Source organism: Neisseria sp. RH3002v2g (genome assembly GCF_014596425.2).
GTDB lineage: Bacteria > Pseudomonadota > Gammaproteobacteria > Burkholderiales > Neisseriaceae > Neisseria.
The window spans coordinates 1,441,782-1,456,816 of sequence record NZ_CP110721.1 but is presented as its reverse complement, the minus strand read 5'-3'; the positions used below and the strand labels follow the sequence as shown (position 1 = coordinate 1,456,816).

Here is a 15,035-nt window from a genome sequence, read left to right as displayed (position 1 = left end):
CGATGAATCAAACGACGACTGACATTGCGCAATGTATTGAACAAAACTTACGACAATATTTCAAAGACTTAGATGGTACGGAACCTTGCGGCGTGTATGATATGGTGTTGCATCAAGTGGAAAAGCCGATGCTTGCCTGCGTAATGGAGCAATGTGGCGGCAACCAGTCTAAAGCGGCGGTCATTTTGGGTTTGAACCGCAATACCCTGCGTAAAAAGTTACAACAGCACGGTATGCTGTAATGCGGCAGGGCAACCCGTCCTGACGGTCGAAGGAGAAATAACAATGCAAAATCCGAATAAATTAAATATCCATTTCATCCTGCACGAGGCATTTGAAGTGCCGGGCGCATATTTGAAATGGGCGCAATGGCGCGGGCACAACATCAGTGCGACCAAAGTGTACGAAAGGGAAGCCCTGCCTGACAATGTGGACGATATAGATTTTTTGATTGTGATGGGCGGGCCGCAATCGCCTGATGAAGACAGGCAGGCATTCCCGTATTACGACCCCCAATCCGAGCTGCGCCTGATGCGTCAGGCGATGGCGGCGGATAAATATATTGTCGGCGTGTGTTTGGGTGCGCAGCTTTTATCCGTTGCCTACGGCGCGCGCCACACGCGCAGCCCTGAGCGTGAAATCGGTATTTATCCGATTGAGCTGACGGCGGAAGGTCTGGCGGATGCCCATGTTTCCCTGTTGGGCAAAACCCTGAATACCGGCCATTGGCACGGTGATATGCCCGGTTTGACGGATGAATCGGTTGTGTTGGCAACCAGCAAAGGCTGTCCGCGCCAGATTATCCGTTTTGCGCCCAAACATTATGCCTTCCAGGCTCATTTGGAGTTTGACCGTGAAGCCGTCGGGCTGCTGATTGCGGCGGACGGACGCGAAAATGTGGCCGAACAAAGCCAAGCCCAAACTTATGTCCAGCATCCGGATAAAATCGAAGCGGCGGATTTCAGTGAAATGAATGCCAAACTCTTCGACTTTTTGGATTCGCTGACGCAGACAAAATAAAAAAGGCCAACCCTCCAGGCCGTCTGAATAATAAATATAGAGAAGAAACGATTAACCCTTTTTAAAAGGTCGGACCATGTTCTATCAAATACTTGCCCTGCTGATTTGGGGCAGCTCTTTTATCGCTGCCAAGTATTCTTACGAAATGATCGACCCGGCGCTGATGGTCGAGGCGCGTTTGTTGATTGCCGCGTTGATGGTGTTGCCGTCATGCCGACGTTATTTGGGCAGGATTCCGCGGAGCGAGTGGAAGCCCTTGTTGTGGATTTCCTTTGTCAATTACGTTGTTGTTTTGATGCTCCAGTTTATCGGTTTGAAATACACATCTGCCGCCAGCGCGATTACCATGGTCGGACTGGAGCCTTTGCTGGTGGTCTTTGTCGGTCATTTCTTCTTCAACGACAAAGCCAAACTGTACCACTGGATTTGCTGCGCGGCGGCGTTTGCCGGCGTGGGCATGATGGTAATGGGCGGTGCGGAAGAGGGCGGTACGATTGACTGGTTCGGCTGTCTGCTGATTTTGCTTGCGGGATTGGGTTTCGCCGGCGTGATACGCCCGAGCCAAAAAATGATTGCCCGTATCGGTGCGCCCGCATTTACCGCGGCTTCCATGGCGGCGGCGGCGCTGTTGTGCCTGCCGTTTTCGCTGGTGTTGGCAGACAGCTATCAAATCAATTGGTCGTGGGGCGGCACGTTGTCGGTGTTGTATATGGGGATTGGCTGCAGCTGGCTGGCCTATCTTTTGTGGAACAAAGGCATGAACAAAGTCCCTGCCAACGTCTCCGGCCTGCTGATTTCGCTCGAGCCCGTCATCGGCGTTATCATGGCGGTGTTGATTTTGGGCGAACATTTAAGCAGCATGGCCGCGCTGGGCATTACCGTCGTCATTTCGTCCACTTTTGTCACCGGTGTGTTGGCGCGTATCGGCAGCAAACACAAAAAGGCCGTCTGAAAACAGTTTCAGACGGCCTGAAATAGCCGTACTTTTTCAATAAAACATTTTGGGAAAATTTCTATGAAACGCATCATCCCCCTGCTTTTGCTTGCCTGCCCCGTTTTGGCGTCGGCTGCACCCGATAACGACAAAGCTGCCGCACAGGCCGTCATTGCCAAGTATTACAACCGACCGCTTGCCGCGCACAAATGCCAGCTCGCCAAGCCGCCGAAAGACAGTGAGACAGTATCTGACAATATTATGTATTGCATGAAACCCGTTGCCGACCATACCGTAACGCGCAATGGCAAAGCTGCGCGCTATGTGTTGTACACAGGTTTTGCCTACGATATGGAACAAAAAGTTAAACAGGACGCCCATGCTTCTTCGGGTTTAGCGGAATTGTTTGTTTTGGAGAAAGCAGACGGCAAGTGGGCAATCAAACAGCACGGAAGCGATGAAATTGGCGCATGGGGGGATGTGCCGGAGAATAAGGATTGGCGGTTTGTCCAGATGGGTGAGCAAAACTGGGGCTACACTGTCGAATCAGGTTATACAGGTCAGGGTGAAACGACAACCGGAGAAAATTTCCTGTTTACCGATAATAGCAACCGTGTCCGTAAAAGCTTAATTATCAACGGTAACGATAACGGCGCATATTTTGGCGATTGCGATGAATTGAAAGGGCGTGAAAAACGAGACTGCAAAGACAGATATACCAGCCTGGAAGCCAAAATTGCTTTTGACAAAAGCCGTCCTGCCGTATCCGGCGTGTGGGCGTTGACTGCAAAACTCAGCGGCGTATCAGGAAAGAAAAATTATAAAAATCAGAAATATATTTTCCCTTATAACGGCAAAACCCACGTTGCCCCCAAAAATTATCCCTTGGGCGGACAATAGTTTCCCTGAAAAACGCTTTGATCAAACCATTCATACCTCAAGTCAAATCCCGTGAAAGACACTTATAAACTCTGGGCCGCCCTCATCATTACCGGCATCATCGGCGGCATGGTCGGCATTGTATTAACCGAAATCATGCATACGATTCAACATCTTGCCTATGGTTACGGTTCAGACGGCCTATACGTTTCATTCCGAGAGGGCGTAGCGCAGGCAAGTCCTGCGCGGCGTGTCGTGGTCGTGACCTGTTGCGGCGTGGTGGTCGGCTTGGGGTGGTGGTTGCTCAAACGCTACGGCAGGCCGCAACCGGGTATCAAAGCCGTGGTTAAAAATCCGCTTGCCGGTTTTCCGTTTTTGGAAACCGTCAGCCATGCCCTGTTGCAAATCATCACCGTCGGGCTTGGCTCGCCGCTCGGCCGCGAAGTTGCGCCGCGCGAAATGACCGCCGCTTTCGCCTCGGTCGGTGTCAACCGTTTCGGATTGAGCGAAGACGACGCAAGGCTGGTCATTGCTTGCGCCTCGGGTGCAGGTTTGGCGGCCGTGTATAACGTGCCGCTTGCCTCCACACTTTTCATCCTCGAAGCCATGCTGGGCGTATGGACGCAGCAAGCCGTCACCGCCGCATTGCTGACTTCCGTCATCGCCACTGCCGTCGCACGCATCGGCTTGGGCGACGTGCAGCAATATCATCCGACCAACCTTTCCATCAATACCTCATTACTTTGGTTTTCCGCCATCATCGGCCCGATATTGGGCGCAACCGCCGTCTTTTTCCAGCGCACCGCCCAAAAGTTCCCCTTCATCAAGCGCGACAACATCAAAATCATTCCCTTGGCCGTCTGCATGTTTGCACTCATCGGCGTGATTGCCGTTTGGTTTCCCGAAATTTTGGGCAATGGCAAAGCAGGCAACCAACTGACCTTTGGCGGCATGACCGACTGGCAACACAGCCTTGAGCTGACCGCCATCAAATGGCTGGTCGTCTTGATGGCGCTGGCGGCAGGTGCATACGGCGGCCTGATTACCCCGTCCATGATGCTCGGCAGTACCATCGCCTTTGCCGCCGCAGCCGCGTGGAATACTTTCTTTCCTGCCATGTCGTCCGAAAGTGCGGCCGTTGTCGGCGCTGCCGTTTTCCTCGGCGTTTCCCTCAAAATGCCCCTGACGGCCATCGTCTTTATTTTAGAACTCACCTACGCCCCCGTTGCCTTACTCATGCCCTTATGCGCAGGCATGGCAGGCGCAGTATGCGTAGCGAAGAAAATGGGATTTAAATAGTCAAAAACATCAGGCCGTCTGAAACCGAGTTTCAGACGGCCTTTTACAATAAAATTGTCAACAATATCTATAAAAACCTACTGCCAAAAAGACGAAAATAGCGGATAATACCGCCCTGAAAATTCATCCCATATCGATTAAACCTTCAACAAAGGAAATCCCATGCCTTCCATCAAACGCGCCCTGATCAGCCTGTCCGACAAGACAGGCGCAGTCGAATTTGCCCAAACCCTGACCAAGCTCGGTGTAGAAATCCTTTCTACCGGTGGTACAGCAAAGCTCTTGGCTGATGCAGGCGTTCCCGTTATCGAAGTTGCCGACTATACCGGTTTTCCCGAAATGCTCGACGGCCGCGTGAAAACCCTGCATCCGAAAATCCACGGCGGCATCCTCGGCCGTCGCGATTTGGACGAACACGTCGCTAAGATGGAAGAACACGGCATCGGCAATATCGATTTAGTGTGCGTCAATCTTTATCCCTTCGCCGCTACCATCGCCAAACCAAACTGCACACTGGAAGATGCGATTGAAAACATCGACATCGGCGGCCCGACCATGGTGCGCTCTGCCGCGAAAAACTGGAAACACGTCGCCATCGTTACCGACACCGCCGATTTCCCGGCCATCGCAGCCGAACTCGAAGCCAACAACGGCGCATTGAGTGACAAAACCCGTTTCAACCTTTCACGCAAAGCATTCAGCCATACCGCCCAATACGACGGCATGATTTCCAACTACCTGACCTCGCTTTCAGACGACGTCTTGAGCGGTCAGCCTCAAATCGGCGAATTCCCAAGCCAGTTCAACCAAAGCTGGATTAAAGTGCAAGACATGCGCTACGGCGAAAATCCGCACCAACGCGCCGCGTTCTACCGCGATATTTACCCTGCCGCAGGCAGCCTTTCCGCCTACAAACAGCTCCAAGGCAAAGAATTGTCGTACAACAACATCGCCGATGCCGATGCCGCTTGGGAAGCAGTCAAATCCTTCGACGCGCCCGCCTGCGTGATCGTGAAACACGCTAACCCGTGCGGCGTTGCCGTTGCAGCCGATACATTGACCGCCTACAAACTCGCCTACGCTACCGACACCACCAGCGCATTCGGCGGCATCATCGCCTTCAACCGCGAAGTGGACGGCGCAACCGTCAAACAGATTACCGACAATCAGTTTATGGAAGTCCTCATGGCGCCGAAGTTCACCGCCGAAGCCCTCGAAATCGCCGCCGCCAAGAAAAACGTGCGCGTATTGGAAGTGCCGCTTGAGGCAGGCGCGAACCGCTTTGAACTCAAACGCGTCGGCGGCGGATTATTGGTACAAACCCCCGACATCCACCGCCTCAACCGCGCCGATTTAAAAGTCGTCTCCAAACGCCAACCGACCGAGCAAGAATGGAACGACCTGATGTTTGTCTGGAACGTCGCAAAATACGTCAAATCCAACGCCATCGTTTTCGGCAAAGGCGGTCAAACCTACGGCATCGGCGCAGGCCAAATGAGCCGCGTGGACAGCACCCGCATCGCCGCCCGCAAAGCGCAAGATGCCAATCTCGACCTCAACGGCGCATGTGCCGCTTCCGATGCCTTCTTCCCATTCCGCGACGGCGTAGACGTCATCGCCGAGCAGGGCATTAAAGCCATCATCCATCCCGCAGGCTCCATGCGCGACCAAGAAGTCTTTGACGCAGCGGACGAACACGGCATCGCCATGGTCGTAACAGGCATCCGCCATTTCCGCCACTAATAAGCTAATATAAAATAAAGGCCGTCTGAAAACAAAGTTTCAATATCATGAAACCCGTTTTCAGACGGCCTTCTTTAATCATCAAACAATTTAGCGGCCTAACTGCAAATCAGGATAAAGCAACCAAGCCCCAGCCAGCCCGATTCATGCAGCAACACAACGCCACACAAGTCTAAAACCAACCCACTCAGAGAAAAAACATGAAACACATCCTCCTCATTCTCACCCTCGCCACACTCACCGCCTGCGCCTCCAGCCATACCGGCGGTTACGGCTATGCCGGCAACAACGGCGCTTCCGCAGGTGTAACCCAAACGTTCCGTTGGTAAGGCCGTCTGAAAAAACAACACAGTTTTCTACAATAGAAAACAAATAAATCCCAAACGTAAAGGCAAGTTTTACACTTGCCTGTTTAACGCTGTCCATCGGCTCAATAGTGCATAAATTCGTATCATTTGTTCACTATTTATATGTTAGGAAACGTCAAAGGCCGTCTGAAACAGGCGATACAAACCCGTTACACGTTTCAAACCGATCTTCAATACAAATTTCATTAATTCTCTAAATAAAAGCCCGCGTTTAAATCTATCACTAAAGAAACTATTCAAATCATATATTATTTAGTAATCATTATTGTTTGAGAATAAAAAAGTAAAATCAAATAGCTAGAAAAGCCGTTTAAAAAAAGCAACAAGTAAATTTAACGGGCATGACCGTTGAGGCCGAAAAAGTAACACTTTATCGGAAGAGTTGATTTACGAAACCAAACGCATATAAAATTTGGATAAGGATTCCGAATGCATTGATAGAAGCTGACAAAAAGTGACTTGTTAAGAAACAAGCTGACAAAAAACGGCACATCGTTTCCCAAACTTCACAAGCTTCCCAAAATGTATCAGCATAAAATCCCATAAAACAGGCTTTTAGCTGTTATTCGGCCGAGTGGAGACTTTTGGCACGGGAATTGCATACAGGAGATTACGGCATGAAACCGCATAAAGGGGAGACTCTGAAATGCGGCAAATGTGTGGACAGGCGGTTTACAGCCGAGCAACACGTCCCAAAAGAAATCAAACCCCTTACAGGAAAATCGATATGAATAAAGTCTTTAAAGTTATTTGGAACCACGCGACCCAGACATGGACCGCGGTTTCCGAAATCAGCCATGCGCACGGCAAAAAATCCGCTTCTGACAAGCGTAAAGCCGTAGCTGCTGCGGTGGTTGCTGCAGGTGCTTTGATGGCATCTAGCGGAGTAGAGGCCGCTGTAAGATTGGGAGGTAGTGCAGTAGACATTACTCCTGATGGTACTTACAACGGTTCTAACAGAAACGTTGGTGTCAACTCTGTTGTAGTGGGTTATCAAAATACTGCCAGCAGTCAAGATGGCACTATCGCTTACGGTGCGAACAATACTGCGACTGCAAACGCAGCATTGGCAGTAGGTAATAACAATATCGCAACCGGCGGTGCATCGACTGCAATGGGTGTAAGCTCTGTTGCAAGTGGTGAAGCTTCTGTTGCAATCGGTAATGTAGCCCAAGCAACTCAAATTCGTGCGACTGCAGTAGGTAACCGTGCAACTGCTACTCAAGACTCCGCAAGTGCATTCGGTAACCGTGCAAATGCTGGTGCACAATTTGCAACAGCTATTGGTGATAACTCCAATGCAAATGCTGCTGCAGTTGCTGTAGGTACGCATGCAAACGCTGAAAAACAAGATTCTATCGCTATTGGTAACAACGCTCATGGTGCTTGGACCAATGCTATTGCTGTCGGTAAAGATACTGTGGCAAGCCAAGACCACGCGATTGCAGCAGGTACTAGCGCAAATGCGTCAGGTATTCAAGCTGTCGGCGTTGGTTCATATACAAAAGCAGAAGGTAATCTGACAGTTGCAGTTGGTCCATATGCGCAAGCCAATAAAGAAGCTGCAATTGCTGTAGGTTCTAACGCTACTGCTGCTCAGTCTAACTCTATTGCTGTGGGTCAAACTGCCACTGCGTCTAACAATAACTCCATTGCTGTCGGTACTAAATCAGTTTCTAGAGGTGATAACGCAATTGGTGTCGGTGCTTATGCTGAATCAACTGCTCACCGTGCTACCGCTATCGGCGTGTTGTCTCAAGCTAATGGCACAGGCTCATTTGCTGGTGGTGCATCTGCTCAAGCAACAGGTGAAAATTCTGTAGCTATTGGCGGTGCGATGGATGGTAATTTCGGTAATAAAGCAGGTTCTGCTGCTAAAGCAATCGGTAACAACTCTATCGCTTTGGGTACTCAATCTAAAGCTGCTGGCAATAACTCTATCGCTCAAGGTAACGGTGCAACTGCTAAGCAAGCTGCTGACGTTGCCGTAGGTCATTCTGCTACAGCTGACGGTACTTCTACTGGCGCTGATGGCGACGGCGTAGTAAATAATGCCGGTTCGGCAATGGCAATCGGTACAGAAGCTCAAGCAACCGGTATCGTAGCAACAGCCATCGGTGAGCGCTCTAAAGCTCTGGCAAACGGCGCGGTAGCATTGGGTGGCGACGCTCAAGCCAAACAAGGTTCTGACGTAGCAATCGGTCGTGGTTCCGTAGCTGACGGTACTTCTGCTGCAGCATTCGGTCCTGCTGCTACAGCAACTGGTAAATACTCAGTAGCTTTGGGCGTACAAAGTAACGCTGCTTCTAAACAAGCAATTGCATTGGGCCGTGGTGCTCAAGCTAATGGCGGTGAATATGCAACTGCTCTGGGTAACGGTGCTCAAGCAACAGCTAAAAACACTCTGGCTTTGGGTACTGAAGCTAAATCTACTATCGAAAACAGCGTAGCTCTGGGTAACGGTTCTACAACCAGCAACTTCGTACCTACTAACACTGCTACTGTTGGCAGCTACACTTACAGCGGCTTCGCAGGTGCAACCAGCGGTTTGGGCAATGGCGCAGTATTGTCTGTAGGTTCTGCAGGTAAAGAACGTCAAATTCAAAACGTTGCCGCAGGCCGTATCTCTGCAACTTCTACCGATGCAATCAACGGCTCTCAATTGTACGCTGTTGCAAATCGCATCGAAAACCTGAATCCATTTGTATTCTCAGGCCACAATGGTAGCGGTAGCTCACCTGCTGAAGGTACTTACAAATACGATCCTAAATCAAATGCCAATAACACCCTGAAACTGATCGCCGGTAACGGTTTGACAATGACCTCAAACGGCACTAACGAATACACCCTGAGCGTAATCGGTGGTGGTTCTACTGGTGCTTCCGGCGCGACTGGTCCTAAAGGCGATACTGGTGCAACTGGTGCTAAAGGCGATACCGGTGCAACTGGTGCTAAAGGCGATACCGGTGCAACTGGTGCTAAAGGCGATACCGGTGCAACTGGTGCTAAAGGCGATACCGGTGCAACTGGTGCTAAAGGCGATACCGGTGCAACTGGTGCTAAAGGCGATACTGGTGCAACTGGTGCTAAAGGCGATACCGGTGCAACTGGTGCTAAAGGCGATACCGGTGCAACTGGTGCTAAAGGTGATACCGGCGCAACTGGTGCTAAAGGCGATACCGGTGCAACTGGTGCTAAAGGTGATACCGGTGCTACTGGTGCTAAAGGTGATACCGGTGCAACTGGTGCTAAAGGCGATACCGGCGCAACTGGTGCTAAAGGCGATACCGGTGCAACTGGTGCTAAAGGTGATACCGGTGCTACTGGTGCAGATGGTAAGAATGCTGAAGCCGACGTTAAAGACAACGGCAACGGTACTCACACTGTAACCATCAAAGACGGTAACGGTAATACCACTACTACCATCATTAAAGACGGTGCAACTGGTGCTAAAGGTGATACCGGTGCAACTGGTGCTAAAGGTGATACCGGTGCAACTGGTGCTAAAGGTGATACCGGTGCAACTGGTGCTAAAGGCGATACTGGCGCAACTGGTGCTAAAGGCGATACCGGCGCAACTGGTGCTAAAGGCGATACCGGTGCAACTGGTGCTAAAGGTGATACCGGTGCTACTGGTGCTAAAGGTGATACCGGTGCTACTGGTGCAGATGGTAAGAATGCTGAAGCCGACGTTAAAGACAACGGCAACGGTACTCACACTGTAACCATCAAAGACGGTAACGGTAATACCACTACTACCATCATTAAAGACGGTGCAACTGGTGCTAAAGGTGATACCGGTGCAACTGGTGCTAAAGGTGATACCGGTGCAACTGGTGCTAAAGGTGATACCGGTGCAACTGGTGCTAAAGGCGATACTGGCGCAACTGGTGCTAAAGGCGATACCGGTGCAACTGGTGCTAAAGGTGATACCGGTGCAACTGGTGCTAAAGGCGATACTGGTGCAACTGGTGCTAAAGGTGATACCGGTGCTACTGGTGCAACTGGTGCTAAAGGTGATACCGGTGCTACTGGTGCTAAAGGCGATACCGGCGAAAAAGGTGAAGACGGCACCAGCATCACAGGTGAAGTTGTAGATAATGGTGATGGTACCCATACAATCACTATTACTGATTTGGGTACCGGTTCAGTCACTACTACCATCGTTAAAGACGGTAAAAACGGTAAAGACGGTGCTACTGGTGCAACTGGTGCTAAAGGCGATACCGGTGCTACTGGTGCAGATGGTAAGAATGCTGAAGCCGACGTTAAAGACAACGGCAACGGTACTCACACTGTAACCATCAAAGACGGTAACGGTAATACCACTACTACCATCATTAAAGACGGTGCAACTGGTGCTAAAGGCGATACCGGTGCAACTGGTGCTACTGGTGCAGATGGTAAGAATGCTGAAGCCGACGTTAAAGACAACGGCAACGGTACTCACACTGTAACCATCAAAGACGGTAACGGTAATACCACTACTACCATCATTAAAGACGGTGCAACTGGTGCTAAAGGCGATACTGGTGCAACTGGTGCTAAAGGTGATACCGGTGCTACTGGTGCAACTGGTGCTAAAGGTGATACCGGTGCTACTGGTGCTAAAGGCGATACCGGCGAAAAAGGTGAAGACGGCACCAGCATCACAGGTGAAGTTGTAGATAATGGTGATGGTACCCATACAATCACTATTACTGATTTGGGTACCGGTTCAGTCACTACTACCATCGTTAAAGACGGTAAAAACGGTAAAGACGGTGCTACTGGTGCAACTGGTGCTAAAGGCGATACCGGTGCTACTGGTGCAGATGGTAAGAATGCTGAAGCCGACGTTAAAGACAACGGCAACGGTACTCACACTGTAACCATCAAAGACGGTAACGGTAATACCACTACTACCATCATTAAAGACGGTGCAACTGGTGCTAAAGGCGATACCGGTGCAACTGGTGCTACTGGTGCAGATGGTAAGAATGCTGAAGCCGACGTTAAAGACAACGGCAACGGTACTCACACTGTAACCATCAAAGACGGTAACGGTAATACCACTACTACCATCATTAAAGACGGTGCAACTGGTGCTAAAGGCGATACTGGTGCAACTGGTGCTAAAGGTGATACCGGTGCTACTGGTGCAACTGGTGCTAAAGGTGATACCGGTGCTACTGGTGCTAAAGGCGATACCGGCGAAAAAGGTGAAGACGGCACCAGCATCACAGGTGAAGTTGTAGATAATGGTGATGGTACCCATACAATCACTATTACTGATTTGGGTACCGGTTCAGTCACTACTACCATCGTTAAAGACGGTAAAAACGGTAAAGACGGTGCTACTGGTGCAACTGGTGCTAAAGGCGATACCGGTGCTACTGGTGCAGATGGTAAGAATGCTGAAGCCGACGTTAAAGACAACGGCAACGGTACTCACACTGTAACCATCAAAGACGGTAACGGTAATACCACTACTACCATCATTAAAGACGGTGCAACTGGTGCTAAAGGCGATACCGGTGCAACTGGTGCTAAAGGTGATACCGGTGCTACCGGTGCAACTGGTGCAGATGGTAAGAATGCTGAAGCCGATGTTAAAGACAACGGCAACGGTACTCACACTGTAACCATCAAAGACGGTAACGGTAATACCACTACTACCATCATTAAAGACGGTGCAACTGGTGCTAAAGGTGATACCGGTGCAACTGGTGCTACCGGTGCAACTGGTGCAGATGGTAAGAATGCTGAAGCCGACGTTAAAGACAACGGCGACGGTACTCACACTGTAACCATCAAAGACGGTAACGGTAATACCACTACTACCATCATTAAAGACGGTAAGAACGCTGAAGCCGATGTTAAAGATAACGGCGACGGTACTCACACTGTAACCATCAAAGACGGTAACGGTAATACCACTACTACCATCATTAAAGACGGTAAGAACGCTGAAGCCGATGTTAAAGATAACGGCGACGGTACTCACACTGTAACCATCAAAGACGGTAACGGTAACACTACTACTACTATCGTTAAAGATGGTGCAACTGGTGCTAAAGGCGATACTGGCGCAACTGGTGCTAAAGGTGATACCGGTGCAACTGGTGCAGATGGTAAGAACGCTGAAGCCGACGTTAAAGACAACGGCAACGGTACTCACACTGTAACCATCAAAGACGGTAACGGTAATACCACTACTACTATCGTTAAAGACGGTGCAACTGGTGCCAAAGGTGATACTGGTGCTACCGGTGCAACTGGTGCAGATGGTAAGAATGCTGAAGCCGACGTTAAAGACAACGGCGACGGTACTCACACTGTAACCATCAAAGACGGTAACGGTAATACCACTACTACTATCGTTAAAGACGGTAAGAACGCTGAAGCCGATGTTAAAGACAACGGTGACGGTACTCACACTGTAACCATCAAAGACGGTAACGGTAATACCACTACTACCATCGTTAAAGACGGTGCAACTGGTGCCAAAGGTGATACTGGTGCTACCGGTGCAACTGGTGCAGACGGTAAGAATGCTGAAGCCGACGTTAAAGACAACGGCAACGGTACTCACACTGTAACCATCAAAGACGGTAACGGTAACACTACTACTACTATCGTTAAAGACGGTGCAACTGGTGCTACCGGTGCAACTGGTGCAGATGGTAAGAATGCTGAAGCCGACGTTAAAGACAACGGCAACGGTACTCACACTGTAACCATCAAAGACGGTAACGGTAATACCACTACTACCATCGTTAAAGACGGTGCAACTGGTGCCAAAGGTGAAGCCGGTAATACTGGTGCAACTGGTGCCGATGGTAAGAATGCCAAAGCTGATGTTAAAGACAATGGCGACGGTACTCATACAGTGACCATCGTTGACGGTGATGGTAAAACTACTACCACTATCGTTAAAGACGGTAAGAACGCTGAAGCCGAAGTTAAAGACAACGGCGACGGTACTCACACTGTAACCATCAAAGACGGTAACGGTAACACCACTACTACCATCGTTAAAGACGGTGCAACTGGTGCCAAAGGTGACACTGGTGCCGACGGTAAGAACGCTGAAGCCGACGTTAAAGACAACGGTGACGGTACTCACACTGTAACCATCAAAGACGGTAACGGTAACACCACTACTACCATCGTTAAAGACGGTGCAACTGGTGCCAAAGGTGAAGCCGGTAATACTGGTGCAACTGGTGCCGATGGTAAGAATGCCAAAGCTGATGTTAAAGACAATGGCGACGGTACTCATACAGTGACCATCGTTGACGGTGATGGTAAAACTACTACCACTATCGTTAAAGACGGTAAGAACGCTGAAGCCGAAGTTAAAGACAACGGCGACGGTACTCATACTGTAACCATCAAAGACGGTAACGGTAACACTACTACTACTGTTGTTAAAGACGGTGCAACTGGTGCCAAAGGTGACACTGGTGCCGACGGTAAGAACGCTGAAGCCGACGTTAAAGACAACGGTGACGGTACTCACACTGTAACCATCAAAGACGGTAACGGTAACACCACTACTACCATCGTTAAAGACGGTGCAACTGGTGCCGACGGTAAGAACGCTGAAGCCGAAGTTAAAGACAACGGCGACGGTACTCATACTGTAACCATCAAAGACGGTAACGGTAACACCACTACTACCATCGTTAAAGACGGTGCAACTGGTGCCAAAGGTGATACCGGCGCAACTGGCGCAACTGGTGCCGACGGTAAGAACGCCGAAGCTGATGTTAAAGACAACGGCGACGGTACTCACACTGTAACCATCAAAGATGGTAACGGTAACACTACTACTACTGTTGTTAAAGACGGTGCTAAAGGTGATACTGGTGCAACTGGTGCTAAAGGTGATACCGGTGAAAACGGTAAGTCTGCAGAAGGTAAAGTTGAGCGTGATGAAGCTAAAGGTACTTCTACCATCACTATCAACAACTTCGATAAAGACGGTAAAGTCATCTCTACTACTACTGCAACCGTGAAAGATGGTAAAGACGGTAAAGATGGTAAAGATGCTGATGGCACCTTCGGTCTGGTTGACGAGACTGGTACTACTGACGGCTCTATCTCCAAAAAACTGAATAACACTATTCAGATTAAAGGTGATGCGGGTACTAAAGTTCAAGTATTCGACAAAGCAACCGGTAAGACTTCAGAGAAAGAAGTTCAAAACATCTTCGTTAAGAAAGACGGCGATGCGCTGAAAGTCAGCTTGAACCCTGATCTGACCGTTAACAGTGTTACTACTAACGAACTGAAAGCAGGTCCTGTAACCATTAACCAAGGTGGTATCGATGCCGGCAACACTACTATTAAAAATGTTGCTCCAGGTAAGAACGGTACCGATGCGGTTAACGTTGACCAGCTGAACCAAAAATTCGGCGATGTGAACAGCAATGTGAACAAGGTTGACAACAACGCCCGCGCAGGTGTGGCTCAAGCCTTGGCTACTGCCGGTCTGCCACAAGCTTACTTGCCAGGTAAGAGCATGTTGGCTATCGGTGGCGGTCACTACCGCGGTGAAACCGGTTACGCTGTCGGCTTCTCTAGCATCTCCGATGGTGGTAACTGGATCATCAAAGGTACTGCTTCCGGCAACTCACGTGGTCACTTCGGTGCTACCGCAGCAGTTGGTTACCAATGGTAATCTGACTTTCAGACGGCCTGAAAAGGCCGTCTGAAAAGACGAAGCAAAGTAAATGCGGCCTATTTAGGCCGCATTTTTTTATGCTTGGATTATGTTTTGAATTTATTTGATGAATTAATCAGGA

Annotated in this window: 8 protein-coding genes; all 8 read left to right on the top strand. The window is 49.8% G+C overall.

Annotated elements, in window-relative coordinates; genetic code table 11:
• Positions 1-2: 2 nt before the first annotated feature.
• Positions 3-242, top strand: coding sequence for a Fis family transcriptional regulator (locus BBP27_RS06875; RefSeq protein WP_003684241.1), 240 nt, complete (start codon positions 3-5; stop codon positions 240-242).
• Between the two features lie 43 nt (positions 243-285).
• Entirely contained in the window at positions 286-1,020 is a 735-nt protein-coding gene (locus BBP27_RS06870; RefSeq protein ID WP_188211779.1) for a glutamine amidotransferase-related protein, read from the top strand.
• 76 nt (positions 1,021-1,096) lie between these two features.
• On the top strand, positions 1,097-1,972 hold the full coding sequence (locus tag BBP27_RS06865; RefSeq protein ID WP_188211780.1) for a DMT family transporter: 876 nt from the start codon (positions 1,097-1,099) through the stop codon (positions 1,970-1,972).
• A gap of 63 nt (positions 1,973-2,035) precedes the next feature.
• Entirely contained in the window at positions 2,036-2,854 is an 819-nt protein-coding gene (locus BBP27_RS06860; protein ID WP_188211781.1) for a hypothetical protein, read from the top strand.
• Positions 2,855-2,962: 108 nt separating this feature from the next.
• On the top strand, positions 2,963-4,132 hold the full coding sequence (locus BBP27_RS06855) for a chloride channel protein (protein ID WP_188211784.1): 1,170 nt from the start codon (positions 2,963-2,965) through the stop codon (positions 4,130-4,132).
• Between the two features lie 162 nt (positions 4,133-4,294).
• Entirely contained in the window at positions 4,295-5,875 is a 1,581-nt protein-coding gene (purH, locus tag BBP27_RS06850; RefSeq protein WP_188211782.1) for a bifunctional phosphoribosylaminoimidazolecarboxamide formyltransferase/IMP cyclohydrolase, read from the top strand.
• 200 nt (positions 5,876-6,075) lie between these two features.
• On the top strand, positions 6,076-6,204 hold the full coding sequence (locus tag BBP27_RS06845; protein ID WP_256388401.1) for a hypothetical protein: 129 nt from the start codon (positions 6,076-6,078) through the stop codon (positions 6,202-6,204).
• A gap of 766 nt (positions 6,205-6,970) precedes the next feature.
• Positions 6,971-14,911: a collagen-flanked surface repeat-containing protein gene (locus BBP27_RS06840; protein ID WP_283255488.1), complete on the top strand. Its 7,941-nt coding sequence runs from the start codon at positions 6,971-6,973 to the stop codon at positions 14,909-14,911.
• The last annotated feature ends 124 nt before the right edge of the window (positions 14,912-15,035 follow it).

What these genes read in the sequence shown, in the direction of transcription:
- purH (WP_188211782.1), top strand. Translation starts at nt 4,295, where the DNA reads ATGCCTTCCATCAAACGCGCCCTGATCAGCCTGTCCGACAAGACAGGC.
- BBP27_RS06865 (WP_188211780.1), top strand. Translation starts at nt 1,097, where the DNA reads ATGTTCTATCAAATACTTGCCCTGCTGATTTGGGGCAGCTCTTTTATC.
- BBP27_RS06870 (WP_188211779.1), top strand. Translation starts at nt 286, where the DNA reads ATGCAAAATCCGAATAAATTAAATATCCATTTCATCCTGCACGAGGCA.
- BBP27_RS06840 (WP_283255488.1), top strand. Translation starts at nt 6,971, where the DNA reads ATGAATAAAGTCTTTAAAGTTATTTGGAACCACGCGACCCAGACATGG.
- BBP27_RS06875 (WP_003684241.1), top strand. Translation starts at nt 3, where the DNA reads ATGAATCAAACGACGACTGACATTGCGCAATGTATTGAACAAAACTTA.
- BBP27_RS06845 (WP_256388401.1), top strand. Translation starts at nt 6,076, where the DNA reads ATGAAACACATCCTCCTCATTCTCACCCTCGCCACACTCACCGCCTGC.
- BBP27_RS06860 (WP_188211781.1), top strand. Translation starts at nt 2,036, where the DNA reads ATGAAACGCATCATCCCCCTGCTTTTGCTTGCCTGCCCCGTTTTGGCG.
- BBP27_RS06855 (WP_188211784.1), top strand. Translation starts at nt 2,963, where the DNA reads ATGGTCGGCATTGTATTAACCGAAATCATGCATACGATTCAACATCTT.